Raw genomic sequence first — 15,580 nt, 5'->3', positions numbered from 1 at the left:
CCGCACGTGACGACGACGACGCCACCGACGGCGACCAAGACCCCGTTGACCGAGACCCAAACGCCGACGACCGCGGCGCCGCCACCCAGCACGCAGCACCAGTCGACGGTTGCGCCGCCGCACACGCAGACCCAGCAGACGCTCGTCCCGCAGGAACCACGCACCCGCCACGGGTTCTGAGCCGTCCATGCCCGACGCCGTCACCGTGGTGCTGCCCTGCCTGAACGAAGAGGAGTCGCTGCCCGCCGTGCTGGCGGCCATCCCCGATGGCTACCGGGCGCTGGTCGTCGACAACAACTGCACCGACGACACCGCCGCGGTCGCGCGGCGGCACGGCGCCCGAGTCGTCGCCGAGCCCCGCCCCGGGTACGGCGCCGCGGTGCACGCGGGCGTGGTGGCCGCGAGCACGCCGATCGTGGCGGTGATCGACGCCGACGGCTCGATGGACGCCGGCGACCTGCCGCGGTTGGTCGCCGCGCTCGAGCAGGGCGCCGATCTGGTGATCGGGCGGCGCCGGCCGGTGGCGGGGCTGCACTGGCCGTGGGTGGCGCGGGCGGGCACCGTGGTGATGAGCTGGCGGCTGCGCACCCGGCACGGCTTGCCGGTGCACGACATCGCGCCCATGCGGGTGGCCCGGCGTGAGGCGCTGCTGAATCTCGGTGTCGCCGACCGGCGTTCGGGCTACCCGTTGGAGCTCTTGGTGCGCGCCGCGGCCGCCGGCTGGCGGGTGGTCGAACTGGACGTCAGCTACGGCCCCCGCACCGGCGGCAAGTCCAAGGTGAGCGGTTCGCTGCGGGGGAGCGTCACGGCGATCCTCGACTTCTGGAAGGTGATCTCGTGACGCTGCCGGTGACGCTGCTGGTGGTCGCCAAGGCGCCCGAGCCGGGCCGGGCCAAGACGCGGCTCGCGGCGACGGTCGGGGACCTCGTCGCCGCCGAGATCGCCGCCGCCGCACTGCTGGACACGCTGGACGCGGTCGCGGCCACGCCGGCGGCCAACCGGGTGGTGGCCATGACCGGTGACCTGGACGGCGCCGCCGGCGCCGACGAGATCCGGCGGCGGTTGCGGTCCTTCACGGTGATACCGCAGCGCGGCGACGACTTCGCCGACCGGCTCGCCAACGCCCACGCCGACGCGGCCGACGGCTACCCGGTGGTGCAGATCGGGATGGACACCCCGCAGGTGACCGCCGACATGCTGGCCGACTGTGCGCGCTGGCTGCGCGAGGCGCCGGCCGTGCTCGGGCCGGCCGTCGACGGCGGCTGGTGGGTGCTCGGTTTACGCGACCCCGCGGCGGCCGAATGCCTGCGCACCGTCCCGATGTCGCAGCCCGACACCGGGTTGCTGACGTATCGGGCGTTGCACGACATGGGAATCGAGCCGTACGCGGCGCCACGGCTGGCCGACTTCGACGTCGTCGACGACGTGGCCGCGGTGCGTGACGCGTGCGGGCCGGCCAGTCGCTTCGCGCAGACCGCCCGCGCCGCCGGCCTGTAACCGGTAGGCGTTTCGGATCGCGTGTGCGCTCAGGGTCTTGCGAGTGAATCGTGGGCGGTGAGATCGAGAAAATGGCACCGTCGGTTCACACGCAATGCCGCCGGCGCACGCCGGATCACCAGTTGGTGACGATGAGCGTGTTGAGCAACACGGCGCCGGCGGCGTTGAGCGCCAACCACACTCGGTGTGATCGGACGGGTAGCAGCGCGGGGGCGGCGGTGAGCCAGACGGTGAAGGGCAGCCAGATCCGCTCCACCTCGGCCTTGCTCAGCATGCTCAGGTCCGCCAAGACGATCGCGGCCAGCATGGCCAGCAACACCAGGTGAAACCCCGAGCGGCGACGGATGGCCGCCACGTCGAACACCCGGCTGACCCCGGCGACGCCGCCCAAACCGATCGCGCACACCACCGACGCCAGGTTGGCCCAGCCCCAGTACGGAAACGGGCGGTCCTTGGCGATGCCCTGCCAATAGCGTTGCTGCACAAGGGTGTAGCCGTCGAACCAGTAGAACCCCGCGACCGCGAAGGCCGACGCCACCGCCACCGCGGCCAGCGCCGCCGGGCCGAGCGCCCGCAGCGCCGCCCGCCAGTCGGCGGCCGAGGCCAGCACCGCCAGCGCCGGTAGCCCCATCAACATCAGGCCGTAATTGCAGAACACGCCCCAACCCAGCAGCAGGCCCGCGGCCGCGGCCGTCAAGGCGGGGAAGCGAACCGGCCCGTGCACCGCCACCGCCAACAGCGCGAGGCCCCACGCCGCCACCCCGGCGAAGTAGCCGTCCGCGGAGACGGCAACCCAGATCGCCGTCGGGGCCACCGCCACGAACGGCGCGGCCAGCCGCGCGGTCCGCTCGTCGGCCAGCGCGCGCACCGCGATCAGCACCGCGGCCGCCGCGCTGGACCCCGCGAGCAGGCACAGCAGCCCCGCCCAGGCGCCGCCGTGCAGGCCGATCCGGTCCAGCCACACGAACGTCAGCAGCGCGCCGGGCGGGTGACCCGAGACGTGCGTGGTCCAGGAGTTCGGTTGGTAGTCGACGATCCGGCTCGCGAACGTGCGCACGGTGGCCGGGATGTCGGTGATGCCCGGCACGGCTGACAGGTACTCGTCGCGGGTGGTCAGCCGGCCGGCGAAGCCGCGCTGCCAACCGTCGATCATCGCCAGCGCGAAGGCCCACCCGCAGGCGGTGGCCCAGCTGACAAAGGTCAACAGGCGCCACGAAAGACGTTGTGCCAGAATCGATCCCCACCACACGGCGGCGACCGCGATGGCGATCGCGGGCCCGGTGCCCCAGCTGGCGTGGATTTCCCAGGCGCCGAAGATCGGGGCCGCCCCGGTGTGCGTGCCGAACCGCTCCTGACCGACGTCGGTGCGCGGCCGCACACCCCAATGCAGCCGCGGCAACACGAACGCCGCGCACACCAACAGCGCCGCCGCCGCGACGGCCGGTAACTCGCGACGTGCCACCCTCACGACCGAACAGCCTATTGATTCCCCGGGCCGGCGAACCGGCGCACCAACGCCGCCCGGTCGACCTTGCCGATGCCGCGCCGCGGTAGCGCTTCGACGACGTGCACCTCGCGCGGGGCGGCGGTGGGGTCCAGGGTGCGCGCCACGTGGGCGCGCAACACTTCCAGCGTCGGCGCCGAATGCCCCTGGGCCACCACGATCGCGGCGACCACCCGCTGGCCGAGCCGGTCGTCGGCGACGCCGAAGACGGCGCACTCCCCGACGGCGGGGTGGGTGTCGAGCGCGGCCTCGACCAGTTGGGGCAGCACGGTCAGCCCGCCCGTGCTGATCGCGTCGTCGGCGCGTCCGGTGACGGTCAGCACGCCCGCCGCGTCCACGACGCCGAGGTCGTCGGTGCGGAACCAGCCCGGCTCGGCGAACGGGTCGGGATCGACCGGGTTGCGATAGCCCTTGGCCAGGGTCGCGCCGCCGAGCGCGATGCGCCCGTCGGGCGCCACCCGGACCCGCACGCCGTCCAGCGCAACCCCGTCGTACACGCAGCCGCCCGCGGTCTCGCTCATCCCGTAGGTGCGCACCACCCGGATGCCGGCCGTCGCCGCGCCGTCGAGCACGCGGTGCGGGGCCGGGCCGCCGCCGAGCAACACCGCGTCCAGTTCGGCGAGCGCGGCCGCGGCCGCCGGGTCGGCCAGCGCCTTGGCCAACTGCGCGGCCACCAGCGACGCGTAGCGCCGCCCGGGGCCCAATCGCCTTGTCGCAGCGGGCAGTTCGGCAGTGTCAAAGCCTTCGGAGATGTCCAGCTCGGCGGGCGTCGAGCCGGCCAGCGCGCTGCGGATCAACACCTGCAACCCGGCGATGTGGTGCGGCGGCAGCGCCAGCAGCCAGCTGCCCGGGCCGCCGAGGCGGTCATGGGTGGCCGTCGCGCTGGCGGTCAACGCGCCCGCCGTCAGCAGGGCTCCCTTGGGCGCTCCGGTGGTGCCCGACGTCGTCGCCACCAGCGCCACGTCGTCGTCGATGTCTTCCCCGACCCGCAGGCCCGCCCGCAACGCGTCGGAACCGGGGGCGAGGGCCACCAGCGCGGGGTCGCGCCCGTCCAAAACCCGTTCCAGGGCGGGTAACAGCGTCGAGACGGCCGAGCCCGGCGGGACGGTGAGCGCGCGCAGTACGGCTATGCGGGGTCCTCGACCTCGTCCGCGTCGTCGAACGGCCAGCCCTGGGCGGCCAGCCGCACCCGCACCCGCTCGACGTCCTCGGGCGAGGGCAGGTTGTCGGTGATCTGGGTGATCAGCACCCCGATGTCGACGTCGTCGAACTCGCCCCGTTGGATCAGCTCGCAGGCGACGGCCTTGACCTCGTCGTTGGACAGCCGGCGGGCGAGCAGCGCGAGCACCGGGAAGGTGTCCGTCGCCGGGACGCCCTCCGGATATCCCGCACGCAACCACGAGACGATCGAATTGAGAAATCCGTTCACGCTGGTACAGCTCCCCCCGGTGTCCGGCTCGGTAACTCGGTGGGCATCAATCGATGCTACTTGGGTTTGGCCCCGAGGAAAGCGACGCCGGTGTGATGGGCGATGAAGTCCCGCGAGATGTACGCCAGGGCGAAGGCGATCACCACGATCACCACCGCGTAGATCGCCCACGCGAGCGCCAGCAGCAGCGGGTTCTTCTGCGTCGGGTTGCCGTCGGTGCCGGCCTGTCCGGCGCCCACCGCGTGGAATCGGAGCCCCAGGGCGAACAGCCCCGGCAGTGCGGCCCCGGCCAGCATCGAGAAGACCAGGATCTTGAGGGAAGCCTGGTAGTTGAACCAGTCGCCGAAGTGACTCATCAAGCGTTCGCCTTCATCGTCGGGTCATCGGAGTCGTAGCGGCCGGACGAGCCGCTGCCGTTGGTCGGGTGCACGTCCGAGGGCGGCCGGTGCTCCGCGGAGTCCTCCAGCCCGGCCGTCAGGTCGCCCTTCCATTCGGCGTTGACGTTGTTGTGGTCGACCTTGACCTTGCGAGACCGGATGTAGATGGTGGCGGAGACCGCGATCAGCAGCGCGAAGCCGACGATGGCGCCGGGGTAGCCGCCGATCAGGTGCACGATCCAGTAGGTGACCGCGCCCACCAGCCCCGCCAGCGGCAGCGTCACCAGCCAGGCGACGCCCATACGGCCGGCGACGCCCCAGCGAACCTCGCCGCCGGGCTTGCCCAGCCCGCTGCCCAGCACCGAACCCGTGCAGACCTGGGTGGTCGACAGGGCGTAGCCGAAGTGGGCGGACAGCAGAATCACCGCGGCCGAAGACGATTCGGCGGCCATGCCCTGCGGCGACTGGATTTCCACCAGACCCTTGCCCAGGGTGCGGATGATGCGCCAGCCGCCCAGATAGGTGCCCAGCGCCATCGACACCGCGCAGCCGACGATAACCCACAGCGGGGGCATGGCGGCGTTCTTGCTGACCGAGCCGTAGGACATCAGCGCCAGGAAGATGATGCCCATCGTCTTCTGGGCGTCGTTGGTGCCGTGCGCCAGCGAGACCAGCGACGCCGAGCCCCACTGGCCGTACCGGAAGCCGGCCTCGGTGCGCTTGGCCGAGATGTTGCGGGTGATCCGGTAGACCAGCCAGGTCGCCACGGCCCCGACCACGATGGCCAGGATCGCCGACACGACGGCCGGGATGATCGCCTTGGACACCACGCCCTTCCAGATCACCCCGTGCGCGCCGACGGCCGCGATGGTGGCGCCGACGATGCCGCCGATCAGGGCGTGCGAAGAACTCGAGGGGATGCCCAGCAGCCAGGTCAGCAGGTTCCACACGATGCCGCCGACCAGGCCGGCGAAGACCAGCTCCAGCGTCACGATGTGCCCGTCGATCAAACCCTTGGCGATCGTGGCGGCGACGGCGGTGGACATGAACGCGCCCACGAGATTGAGCACCGCGGACAGCGCGACGGCCGCCTTGGGCTTGAGCGCACCGCTGGCGATGGAGGTCGCCATCGCGTTGCCGGTGTCGTGGAAGCCGTTCGTGAAATCGAAAGCCAGTGCCGTGATTACGACAATGATCAGAAGGAACAATTGGATGTTCACAGCGCCCGATTCTGGTGGTAGGGGGATTCCATTGTCGAATGCAGCGGGACCGTAATCGCGGGTGTATCTAGACTCGTCGCCAGATGTTACCTCTCAGTTAACCGGACTTTCCCCGTCGTTCACCCCGGGTGTCGCGGCGCAACGGGTGGTCGGGCGGGATCTGCACGAAGATCAGCGTGATGCCGTCGGGGTCGGTGACGTGCATTTCGAACAGGCCCCACGGTTCTTGGCGCGCCTCGCGGGCGATCTCGACGCCGCGGCTTTGTAGCTCGGCCTGGGTGGCTTCGATGTCGCGGACCTGGAGCCACAAAGCGCCGGGGAAGGGGCCCCGCGAGTGATCCGGGGAGCCGTAGCCGGCCAGCTCCAGCAGCGACTGGCCGGCGAAAAACACTGTGCCCGCGCCGTATTCACGGGCGATCGCCAGGCCGATCCGGTCCCGGTAGAAGGCCAGCGACTGCTCGTAGTCCGCCGGTCGAAGCAGCATCCGGCTGGCCAGGATCTCCATGACCTCGTGTCTATCACGTTGGTCTGGGCTCAGTCGCCTTCCGCGCGATTCGGCTGAATCCGCTGCCGCTGCATGAGCGTGTTGACCAAGCGGGGGCCGAACGTGTCCAGCGCCTTGGCGGCGATCGCCATCCGCGGGGCGATCCGCACGGGCCGGGTGCGGGCCGCGGTCAGCATCCACTCGGCGGCCTCTTCCGACGTCAGCGCCGGCATGCCCTCGTAGGCCTTCGTCGGCGCGATCATCGGCGTGGCCACCAGCGGGTAGTACAGCGTCGTCGAATGCACGCCCCTGGGCCCCCACTCGGTCTCCACGACGCGGCTCACCGCCGACAGCGCCGCCTTCGACGCGTTGTAGACCGCGAACAGCGGCGACGCCTCGGACAGCACGCCCCACGTCGATACGTTGATGACGTGGCCGTCGCCGCGCTCGAGCATCCCGGGGGCCAGCCCGCGGATCAGCCGCAGCGGCGCGTAGTAGTTGAGCACCATGGTCCGCTCGACGTCGTGCCAGCGATCCAGCGACTCGGCCAGCGGCCGGCGGATCGAGCGGCCGGCGTTGTTGATCAGGATGTCCACCCCGCCGAGTCGCTCCTGAACGTCGGCGACCAGCGCGTCGACGGCGTCCATGTCCGAGACGTCGCACGGCATCGACAGCGCGGTGCCACCCGCCGCGGCGATCCGGTCCGCGAGCGCGTCCAGCAGGTCTTTGCGGCGCGCGCTGACGGCCACGGTCGCGCCCGCGCGGGCCAGCAGTTCGGCCCCGGCCTCGCCGATGCCCGACGACGCCCCGGTGAGCAGGACGCGCTTTCCGTCGAGGTCGATGGGCTTGATGGCGGGCCGGTTGACCAGCACCTGCGGGGCCATCGGGGGGCGCATGGTGGCCAGGACGAGCTGGTCGGTGAAACGGCGAAGCGGGCTCTTGCTCACGGGGGGAGTCTAGGGGCGGCCCGGGCGGCCCCTAGAAGTAGCGGGGGAACCGGCTCCAGTCGGGCGGGCGCTTCTCCAGGAAGGCGTCGCGGCCCTCGACGGCCTCGTCGGTCATGTACGCCAGCCGGGTCGCCTCGCCCGCGAACAGCTGCTGACCCACCAGCCCGTCGTCGAGCAGGTTGAAGGCGAACTTCAGCATCCGTTGCGCCTGAGGGGACTTCGCGTTGATTTCGGCCGCCCACTGGATCGCTTCGGTCTCCAGCTCGGCGTGGTCGATGACGGCGTTGACCGCGCCCATCTGGTGCATCTGCTCGGCGGTGTACGCGCGGCCCAGGAAGAAGATCTCCCGGGCGAACTTCTGGCCCACCTGCCGCGCCAGATACGCGCTGCCGTAGCCGCCGTCGAAGCTGCCGACGTCGGCGTCGGTCTGCTTGAAGCGGGCGTGCTCGCGGCTGGCCAGGGTGAGGTCGCAGACTACGTGCAGGCTGTGCCCGCCGCCGGCGGCCCACCCGTTGACCAGACAGATGACCACCTTGGGCATGAACCGGATCAGCCGCTGCACCTCGAGGATGTGCAGCCGGCCGGCGCGGGCGGTGTCGACGGTGTCGGCCGTTTCCCCGCTGGCGTATTGGTAGCCGCTGCGCCCGCGGATGCGCTGATCGCCGCCGGAGCAGAACGCCCAGCCGCCGTCCTTGGGCGAGGGCCCGTTGCCGGTCAGCAGCACCACGCCCACGTCGGGCGACATCCGCGCGTGGTCGAGCACCCGGTACAGCTCGTCGACGGTGTGCGGCCGGAACGCGTTGCGCACCTCGGGCCGGTCGAACGCCACCCGCACCGTGGCGTCGGCGACGTGGCGGTGGTAGGTGATGTCGGCCAGGCCGTCGAACCCGTCCACGGGCCGCCATTGGGCGGCGTCAAAGGGGTTGTCGGTCATGGCTTTTCAATCGGCTCGAAACGGAAGACCGCGCAGCGGCCGGCCAGCGCCTCGAACTCCTCGGGGCGGCCCTCGGTGACCAGTCCCGCCCGCTTCATGAAGCCGACGCCCGTAGGCACCTCGGTGGGGAAGAGCCGCAGGATCGGCCGGGCGTCGTCGGCGGACAGTTCGGCCATCCGCACCCGCTGGACCTGCCGGCCGCGCGCGATCGTCGCCTCACCGGCGGCCCGCACGTTGGCCACCCAGTCGGCGCCCGGGAACCCGGCGACGACGTACTGGTGGCCGTCGACGGTCATCGGGGTCACCGGCGTCGAGCGCGGCGCCCCGGACTTGCGGCCCTTGACGGTCAGCACGACGGGGCTCTCGCCACCGAAACTCATTCCCAGCCGCGACATCTGGATGAAGACCTTGTTGGCCGGCTTCAGCCACCACGGCGGCTTGATCGGCTTGCCGCTTCCCATAGCCCGCGACGTTACCCCGCGGCCGTAACGTGCCCAGTGTGCGGCCAGCCGCACATTCGAACGCGAGTGTGCGGCCAGTCGCACGCTCGGCGCAGTAACCAGCTAGCCGACGGCGGCCAGCCTTGCCAGCGCGTCGGCGTCCAGGGTGACGTCGCCCGCGCCGAGGTTCTCCTCGAGGTGCTCGACCGATCGCGTGCCCGGAATCAGCAACGTGTTCGGCGCGTGCGCCAGCAGCCACGCCAAGCCGACCTGGGCGCCGGTGACGCCGAGTTGGCCTGCTATGTCCACGACCACCGGATGGTCGGCGACCTTCGGGAAACCCGGAAACGCCGATCCCAGCGGGAAGTAGGGCACCCAGGCGATGCCCTCCGACTTGCAGAGGTCCAGCGTGGCTTCCTGCGAGCGGTCGAACAGGCTGTAGGCGTTCTGCACGCAGACGATCCCCGCCGGCAGCGCCCGCCGCACCACATCGAGCGGCACGCTGCTGATGCCGATCGCACCGATCTTGCCCTCGTCGCGCAGCGCGATCATCTCGGCGAGTTGGTCGTCGAGGTCGACGTCCTGGTCGCCCCCGGCGGCCGCAGCAGGCCCGAGGTCCATGCGCCGCAGGTTGACCACCGGGACGCAATCCAGGCCCAGTTGGCGCAGGTCGTCCTCGACCGCGGCGCGCAGTTCAGCGGGCTTCTGCGCCGCCGCCAGCGGTATCGGCTGTTCGCCGGTGAAGCGAGCCCCGACCTTGCTGACGATGACGAGGTCGTCGGCGTAGGGGAACAGCGCCGCGCGAATCCGCCGATTCACCTCGCCGGGGCCGTAGAACGACGCGGTGTCGATGTGGTTGACGCCGAGTTCGACCGCGCGGCGCAGCACCGCGGCCGCGTCCTCGACGGATGCGCCCTCGAACAGCTGCATCGCGCCGTAGCCAACGCGGGCGACGGTCGACGCGCCGATGCTGCCGGGACCGCCCGGCTGTGGTTTGTCCGTCATGGTGCTCCCTGGTGTCACAATGGGGAAGATGCGGAGGATCCTCCGCTTATTCGACGGTAGCAGAAACGGAGGTTCCTCCGCTTGGCTGGGATCCGATCGGACGCCCGCCGGAATCGGGAGCGCCTGCTCGAGGTCGCGACGGCGGCGTTCGCCGCCGCCGAGGGGCGATCCGTATCGCTGGAGGCCATCGCGCGCGACGCCGGCGTCGGAATTGGCACGCTGTACCGCCATTTCCCGAATCGGGAGGCGCTCGTCGAGGCCATCTACCGCGCCGAGCTCGCCGAAGTGGCCGCGACGGCGGAACGGCTGCTCAAGCGGCATCCGCCCAGGGCTGCGCTGCGCCGCTGGATGGACCGCTATGCCGCCTTCGTGGCCGCCAAGCGCGGAATGGCCGAATCGCTGCACGCGATCTTCGACTCAGGCGCCATGCAGGCCAGCCAGACTCGTGACAGCATCGTCGGCGCCGTGGACCTGCTGTTGCGCGCCGGCGCCGAGGACGGGAGCCTGCGCCCCGATGTGCAGGCCGACGACGTGGTGTCCAGCCTGATCGGCATCTTCATGGCCAGCGGCTCGCCGGAGCAGACGGGCCGCATGCTCGACCTGCTGGCCGCGGGCATCGCCGCCGCCTGACCACCGAGCGTCACGCCAGCGTGACGGCAGCCGCTGAGCGCCGCGCTGGCGTGACGCTCGGCGCAAGAACTTAGCCCACGGCGCGCTCGGCGCCCTCCCAGAACCGCGCGCGCACGGCCTTCTTGTCGGGCTTGCCCAGCGCGGTCACCGGCACCGAATCGACGACGATCACCTGCTTGGGCGATTGCACCGAACCCTTGCGCTCCTTGACGGCGGACTGGATCTCGACGGTCACCCGCGCCACCGACTCCTCGTCGGAGGGATGGTCGGGCCGCAACACGATCACGGCGGTGACGGCCTCGCCCCACTTCTCGTCCGGCGTGCCGATCACGCAGACCTGCGCGACGGCCGGGTGCTCGGCGACGACGTCCTCGACCTCGCGCGGGAACACGTTGAACCCGCCGGTGACGATCATGTCCTTGACCCGGTCGACGATGAACCAGAAGCCGTCCTCGTCCTCCCGGGCCATGTCACCGGTGTGCAGCCAGCCGTCGGAGAACGTCTTGGCCGTCTCCTCCGGCAGGTTCCAGTACCCGCCGCTCAAAAGCGGCCCGGACACGCAGATCTCGCCGACCTCGCCCTGCGGCACCGGGTTGCCGTCGCCGTCCAGCAGTGCCGTGCGGGCGAACAGGGTGGGTCGCCCGCAGGAGGTGAGCCGCTTCTCGTCGTGGTCCTTCTTGGCCAGATACGAGATCACCATCGGGGCTTCGGACTGCCCGTAGTACTGGGCGAAGATCGGCCCGAAGCGGCGAATGGCCTCGGCCAGCCGCACCGGGTTCATCGCCGAGGCGCCGTAATAGACGGTCTCCAGCGAGGACAGGTCGCGGGTGTGCGAATCGGGGTGGTCCATCAGCGCGTAGATCATCGACGGCACCAGCATGGTCGCGGTGATCTTCTGCTCCTCGATCACCCGCAGCACCTCGGCCGGGTCGAACTTGGTCAGCACCACCAGCTCGCCGCCCTTGATGATGGTCGGCACGAAGAACGCCGCCCCGGCGTGCGACAGCGGGGTGCACATCAAAAAGCGCGGGTTTTCCGGCCACTCCCACTCGGCCAGCTGGATCGTGGTCATCGTGGTGATCGACTGCGCGGTCCCCAGCACACCCTTCGGCTTGCCGGTGGTGCCGCCGGTGTAGGCCATCCCGCCGATGTGATCGGGCGGAAGGTCGGCGGCCACCAACGGCTTGGGCGAATACTTCGCGGCCTCGGCCACCAGGTCCACCGCGGAATCGCCGAGCGCCTCGGGGACCGGGCCGATGGTCAGGATCTGCTTGAGGCCGGGCACCTTCTCCAGCAGGCCCAGCGCCCGCTCGACGAACATCGGGTTCGGGTCGATGATCAGCGACGTCACCCCGGCGTCGTTCAGCACGTAGGCGTGGTCGTCCAGCGAGCCCAGCGGGTGCAGCGCCACGCGCCGGTAACCCTGGGTCTGCCCGGCGCCGATGATCATCAGCACCTCGGGCCGGTTCAGCGACAGCAGCCCGACGGTCGCGCCGGTGCCCGCGCCCAGCGCCTCGAACGCCTGGATGTACTGGCTGATCCGCTCGGCGAGCTGGCCACCGGTCAGCGTGGTGTCGCCGAGGTGCAGCACCGGCTTGTCCTTGTTGCGTTTGAGCGCACCTACGGTCAGGTGTCCGGAATGAATGGGAAGGCGCAGTAGCTCGTCACTCATGAGGCCAAGACTAGAACGTGTTGCAGTTTTAGTCAGCCACCCCCTCAACCGGCGCCTTGATCACTAGCATCCCTGGACATGGCCGCCGCAGATCTCGTCGTCACCGGAACCGTGCTGACCGTCGACGAGAAGCGGCCCACCGCCGAGGCGCTCGCCGTCGCCGACGGCCGCATCGTGGCCGTCGGCACCCGCGCCGAAATCGAGGCGCACCTCGGCCCGGACACCCGGACCATCAACGTCGGTGACGGCTGCGTCATGCCGGGATTCGTTGAGGCGCATGGCCATCCGCTGATGGAGGCGCTGGCGCTGAGCGACCGGATCGTCGACATCCGGCCCGTCACGCTGCCCGACGCGGACGACGTCGTCGCCGCGGTCCGCCGCGAGGTCGCCGCCCGGGGTGCCGACGGCGCCTACCTCAACGGCTGGGATCCGCTGCTGCAGCGCGGGTTGCCGCAGCCGACGCTGGACTGGCTCGACGAAACCGCGCCCGACGGGCCGCTGGTCATCATCCACAACTCCGGGCACAAGGCCTACTTCAACTCGCATGCCGCCCGTCGGTCCGGATTGACCCGCGACACCCCCGATCCCAAGGGCGCGCGATTCGGCCGCGACGCGCGCGGCGACCTGGACGGCTCCGCCGAGGAGACCGGCGCGGTGTTTCCGCTGCTGGCCGGGGCCATCGCGCCCGAAGACTATCCGGCGATGCTGCTCGCCGAGTGCGCCCGGCTCAACCGCGCCGGCCTGACCACCTGCTCCGAGATGGCCTTCGACCCGGCGTTCGGTCCGGTGGTCGAGCGGCTGCGCGGCGACCTCACGGTCCGGCTGCGCACCTACGAGATCTCCAACCCGCAGATGCGCACCGACGCCACCCCCGGCCAGGGCGACGACATGCTGCGCCAGGTCGGCATCAAGATCTGGGTGGACGGCTCCCCGTGGGTCGGCAACATCGCCCTGTCCTTTCCCTACCTGGACACCGACGCCACCCGCACCATCGGGGTGCCGCCCGGCTCCTGCGGGCACGCCAACTACACCCGCGAACAGCTCAGCGAGATCGTCGGCGCCTACTTCCCGCTGGGCTGGCCGATGGCCTGCCACGTGCAGGGCGACGCCGGCGTCGACACCATCCTCGACGTGTACGAGGAGGCGCTCAAGCTCCACCCGCGCGACGATCACCGGCTGCGCCTCGAGCACGTCGGCGCCATCCGGCCCGAGCAGCTGCGGCGCGCCGCCGACCTCGGCGTCACCTGCAGCATCTTCGTCGACCAGATCCACTACTGGGGCGACATCATCGTCGACGGCCTGTTCGGTCCCGAGCGCGGATCCCGTTGGATGCCAGCGGGTTCCGCGGTGGCCACGGGCATGCGGATCTCGTTGCACAACGACCCGCCGGTAACCCCCGAGGAGCCGCTGCGCAACATCAGCGTGGCCGTCACCCGCACGGCGCCCAGCGGCCGGGTGCTGGCGCCCGAGGAACGGTTGACGGTCGAGCAGGCCATCCGCGCGCAGACCATCGACGCGGCCTGGCAGCTGTTCTCCGACGACGTGGTCGGCTCGCTGGAGGTCGGCAAGTACGCCGACCTCGTGGTGCTGTCGGCCGACCCGCGGACCGTCCCGCCCGAGCGGATCGCCGACCTCGAGGTGCGCGCGACCTTTCTGGCGGGTCGCCAGGTCTACGGCGCGTGAAGCCGACGCTGGAGGAGCTGCTGGCGCGCCTGCACGTGGTCGCGCTGCCGATGCGGGTGCGCTTCCGCGGCATCACCACCCGGGAGGTCGCCCTCATCGAGGGCCCCGCGGGCTGGGGGGAGTTCGGGGCCTTTCTGGAGTACGAGCCGCCGGAGGCCGCGCACTGGCTGGCCGCCGGCATCGAGGCGGCCTACCGCCCCCCGCCGCCGCCGCTGCGCGACCGCATCCCGATCAACGCCACCGTGCCGGCCGTCGACGCCGCCCGGGTGGATGAGGTGCTGGCCCGGTTCCCCGGCGCCCGGACGGCCAAGGTGAAGGTCGCCGAGCCCGGCCAGACGCTGGCCGACGACGTCGAGCGGGTCAACGCCGTGCGCGAACTCGTGCCGACCGTGCGGGTGGACGCCAACGGCGGCTGGAGCGTCGAGCAAGCGGCCAGGGCGGCCGCCGCACTGACCGCCGACGGCCCGCTGGAGTACCTCGAGCAGCCCTGCGCGACGATCGGCGAACTCGCCGCGCTGCGCGCGCGGGTCGACGTGCCGATCGCCGCCGACGAAAGCATCCGCAAGGCCGACGACCCGCTCGCCGTCGTCCGCGCCCGCGCCGCCGACGTCGCGGTCCTCAAAGTCGCTCCGCTGGGCGGCATTTCGGCCATGCTGTCGATCGCCGCGCAGATCGACATCCCCGTCGTGGTCTCCAGCGCGATCGACTCCGCGGTCGGCATAAGCCAGGGGCTGGCGGCGGCCGCCGCGCTGCCCGCGTTGCGCCATGCCTGCGGCCTGGGCACCGGCGGGCTGTTCGGGCAGGATGTGGCGGACGTCGCCCCGCCCGTCGACGGCACCCTGGCGGTCGGGCCGGTGACGCCGGATCCGGAGCGACTCCGCGCGCTCGCCGCGGCCCCGGAGCGGCGGCAGTGGTGGATCGACCGGGTCAAGGCCTGCCACCCGCTGCTTGTACCGTCGTCCGAGTGATCAACCTGGCTTACGACGACCGCGGCTCCGGCGAGCCGGTGGTGTTCATCAGCGGCCACGGCGGTGCCGGTCGGACCTGGCACCCGTATCAGCTGCCGGCGTTCCTGGCCGCCGGCTACCGCGTCATCACCTTCGACAACCGCGGAATCGGCGCCACCGAGAACGCGCAGGGTTTCACGACGCAGACGATGGTGGCCGACACCGCGGCGCTGATCGAGGGCCTCGACGCCGCCCCGGCCCGCATCGTGGGGATGTCGATGGGGGCGTTCATCGCCCAGGAGCTCATGCTCGCCCGGCCCGAACTGGTCAGCTCCGCGGTGTTGATGGGCACCCGGGGCCGCATGGACAAGGCGCGCCAGTTCTTCCGCGACGCCGAGGCCGAACTCAGCGACGCCGGCGTCCAGTTGCCGAACTCCTACGACGCGAAAATCCGTCTGTTGGAGAACTTTTCGCGCAAGACGCTCAACGACGACGTCGCCGTGGCGGACTGGATCGCGATGTTCTCCATGTGGCCGATGAAGTCCACCCCCGGTACCCGCTGCCAGCTCGACGTCGCCCCGTACACCAACCGGCTGCCCGCCTACCGCGCCATCGCGACCCCGGTGCTGGTGATCGGCTTCTCCGACGACGTGCTGACGCCGCCCTACCTGGGGCGCGAGGTCGCCGACGCGCTGCCCAACGGCCGGTACGTGCAGATCCCCGACGCCGGCCACCTGGGTTTCTTCGAGCGCCCGGAAGCCGTCAACGAGGCCGCGCTGAAGTTCTTCGCCGGCAACTGAGCCCGGCCCCG

Annotated in this window: 18 protein-coding genes; 7 read left to right on the top strand and 11 right to left on the bottom strand. The window is 71.1% G+C overall.

Features of this window, described 5'->3' with window-relative positions:
- The 3 genes from A5702_RS26865 to A5702_RS05680 all read left to right on the top strand — a co-directional run.
- On the top strand, positions 1–180 hold a 180-nt coding region (locus A5702_RS26865), incomplete at its 5' end, for a hypothetical protein (protein ID WP_231964996.1).
- A gap of 7 nt (positions 181–187) precedes the next feature.
- Complete coding sequence (locus tag A5702_RS05685; protein WP_068218928.1) at positions 188–841, top strand: glycosyltransferase family 2 protein; 654 nt, start codon at positions 188–190, stop codon at positions 839–841.
- The gene (locus A5702_RS05680; protein ID WP_068218925.1) at positions 838–1,497 is read left to right on the top strand and encodes a DUF2064 domain-containing protein; all 660 of its coding nucleotides are present in this window, start codon (positions 838–840) and stop codon (positions 1,495–1,497) included. The genes A5702_RS05685 and A5702_RS05680 overlap by 4 nt, the downstream gene beginning before the upstream one ends.
- Before the next feature lie 115 nt (positions 1,498–1,612).
- Here the strand turns inward: A5702_RS05680 and A5702_RS05675 are convergent, their stop codons facing one another.
- From A5702_RS05675 to A5702_RS05630, 10 genes are all read right to left on the bottom strand, one after another.
- Positions 1,613–2,965: a hypothetical protein gene (locus tag A5702_RS05675; RefSeq protein WP_068218922.1), complete on the bottom strand. Its 1,353-nt coding sequence runs from the start codon at positions 2,963–2,965 to the stop codon at positions 1,613–1,615.
- Between the two features lie 11 nt (positions 2,966–2,976).
- Positions 2,977–4,068, bottom strand: a complete 1,092-nt coding sequence (menE, locus tag A5702_RS05670; RefSeq protein ID WP_231964998.1) for an o-succinylbenzoate--CoA ligase — start codon at positions 4,066–4,068, stop codon at positions 2,977–2,979.
- Positions 4,069–4,127: 59 nt separating this feature from the next.
- Positions 4,128–4,430, bottom strand: coding sequence for a DUF3349 domain-containing protein (locus tag A5702_RS05665; RefSeq protein ID WP_067821674.1), 303 nt, complete (start codon positions 4,428–4,430; stop codon positions 4,128–4,130).
- A gap of 56 nt (positions 4,431–4,486) precedes the next feature.
- Positions 4,487–4,786, bottom strand: coding sequence for a hypothetical protein (locus A5702_RS05660; protein ID WP_068218920.1), 300 nt, complete (start codon positions 4,784–4,786; stop codon positions 4,487–4,489).
- On the bottom strand, positions 4,786–6,027 hold the full coding sequence (locus tag A5702_RS05655) for an inorganic phosphate transporter (RefSeq protein WP_055403144.1): 1,242 nt from the start codon (positions 6,025–6,027) through the stop codon (positions 4,786–4,788). The genes A5702_RS05660 and A5702_RS05655 overlap by 1 nt, the downstream gene beginning before the upstream one ends.
- Positions 6,028–6,124: 97 nt before the next feature.
- The gene (locus A5702_RS05650; RefSeq protein WP_055403143.1) at positions 6,125–6,532 is read right to left on the bottom strand and encodes a VOC family protein; all 408 of its coding nucleotides are present in this window, start codon (positions 6,530–6,532) and stop codon (positions 6,125–6,127) included.
- A gap of 29 nt (positions 6,533–6,561) precedes the next feature.
- Positions 6,562–7,458, bottom strand: a complete 897-nt coding sequence (locus tag A5702_RS05645) for an SDR family oxidoreductase (protein WP_068218918.1) — start codon at positions 7,456–7,458, stop codon at positions 6,562–6,564.
- Between the two features lie 31 nt (positions 7,459–7,489).
- Positions 7,490–8,392, bottom strand: coding sequence for a 1,4-dihydroxy-2-naphthoyl-CoA synthase (locus A5702_RS05640; RefSeq protein WP_068218915.1), 903 nt, complete (start codon positions 8,390–8,392; stop codon positions 7,490–7,492).
- Positions 8,389–8,853: a nitroreductase family deazaflavin-dependent oxidoreductase gene (locus A5702_RS05635; protein ID WP_068218912.1), complete on the bottom strand. Its 465-nt coding sequence runs from the start codon at positions 8,851–8,853 to the stop codon at positions 8,389–8,391. The genes A5702_RS05640 and A5702_RS05635 overlap by 4 nt, the downstream gene beginning before the upstream one ends.
- Before the next feature lie 102 nt (positions 8,854–8,955).
- Complete coding sequence (locus tag A5702_RS05630) at positions 8,956–9,837, bottom strand: aldo/keto reductase (RefSeq protein WP_068218909.1); 882 nt, start codon at positions 9,835–9,837, stop codon at positions 8,956–8,958.
- A gap of 81 nt (positions 9,838–9,918) precedes the next feature.
- Between A5702_RS05630 and A5702_RS05625 the strand changes: the two genes are divergently transcribed.
- Positions 9,919–10,467 carry a TetR/AcrR family transcriptional regulator gene (locus tag A5702_RS05625; RefSeq protein WP_055403138.1) on the top strand — a complete coding sequence of 183 codons (549 nt, stop codon included), beginning with the start codon at positions 9,919–9,921 and terminating at the stop codon, positions 10,465–10,467.
- Between the two features lie 70 nt (positions 10,468–10,537).
- Here A5702_RS05625 and fadD8 read toward each other — a convergent pair whose 3' ends face one another.
- Positions 10,538–12,139, bottom strand: coding sequence for a fatty-acid--CoA ligase FadD8 (gene fadD8 / locus A5702_RS05620; RefSeq protein WP_068218906.1), 1,602 nt, complete (start codon positions 12,137–12,139; stop codon positions 10,538–10,540).
- A 78-nt stretch (positions 12,140–12,217) separates the two neighbouring features.
- Between fadD8 and A5702_RS05615 the strand changes: the two genes are divergently transcribed.
- Genes A5702_RS05615 through A5702_RS05605 form a run of 3 tightly spaced genes read left to right on the top strand, consistent with a single transcriptional unit; the run spans position 12,218 to position 15,569 of the window.
- Positions 12,218–13,822 carry an amidohydrolase gene (locus tag A5702_RS05615; RefSeq protein ID WP_068218903.1) on the top strand — a complete coding sequence of 535 codons (1,605 nt, stop codon included), beginning with the start codon at positions 12,218–12,220 and terminating at the stop codon, positions 13,820–13,822.
- A gap of 50 nt (positions 13,823–13,872) precedes the next feature.
- Positions 13,873–14,790, top strand: a complete 918-nt coding sequence (locus tag A5702_RS05610; RefSeq protein WP_231964997.1) for an o-succinylbenzoate synthase — start codon at positions 13,873–13,875, stop codon at positions 14,788–14,790.
- Positions 14,787–15,569 carry an alpha/beta fold hydrolase gene (locus A5702_RS05605; RefSeq protein ID WP_068218897.1) on the top strand — a complete coding sequence of 261 codons (783 nt, stop codon included), beginning with the start codon at positions 14,787–14,789 and terminating at the stop codon, positions 15,567–15,569. Before A5702_RS05610 ends, A5702_RS05605 begins: the two co-directional genes overlap by 4 nt.
- Positions 15,570–15,580 lie beyond the last annotated feature (11 nt).

Source organism: Mycobacterium sp. E3339, from assembly GCF_001666915.1.
Classification (GTDB): Bacteria; Actinomycetota; Actinomycetes; order Mycobacteriales; family Mycobacteriaceae; genus Mycobacterium.
This window is presented reverse-complemented; position numbering and strand designations above follow the sequence as displayed.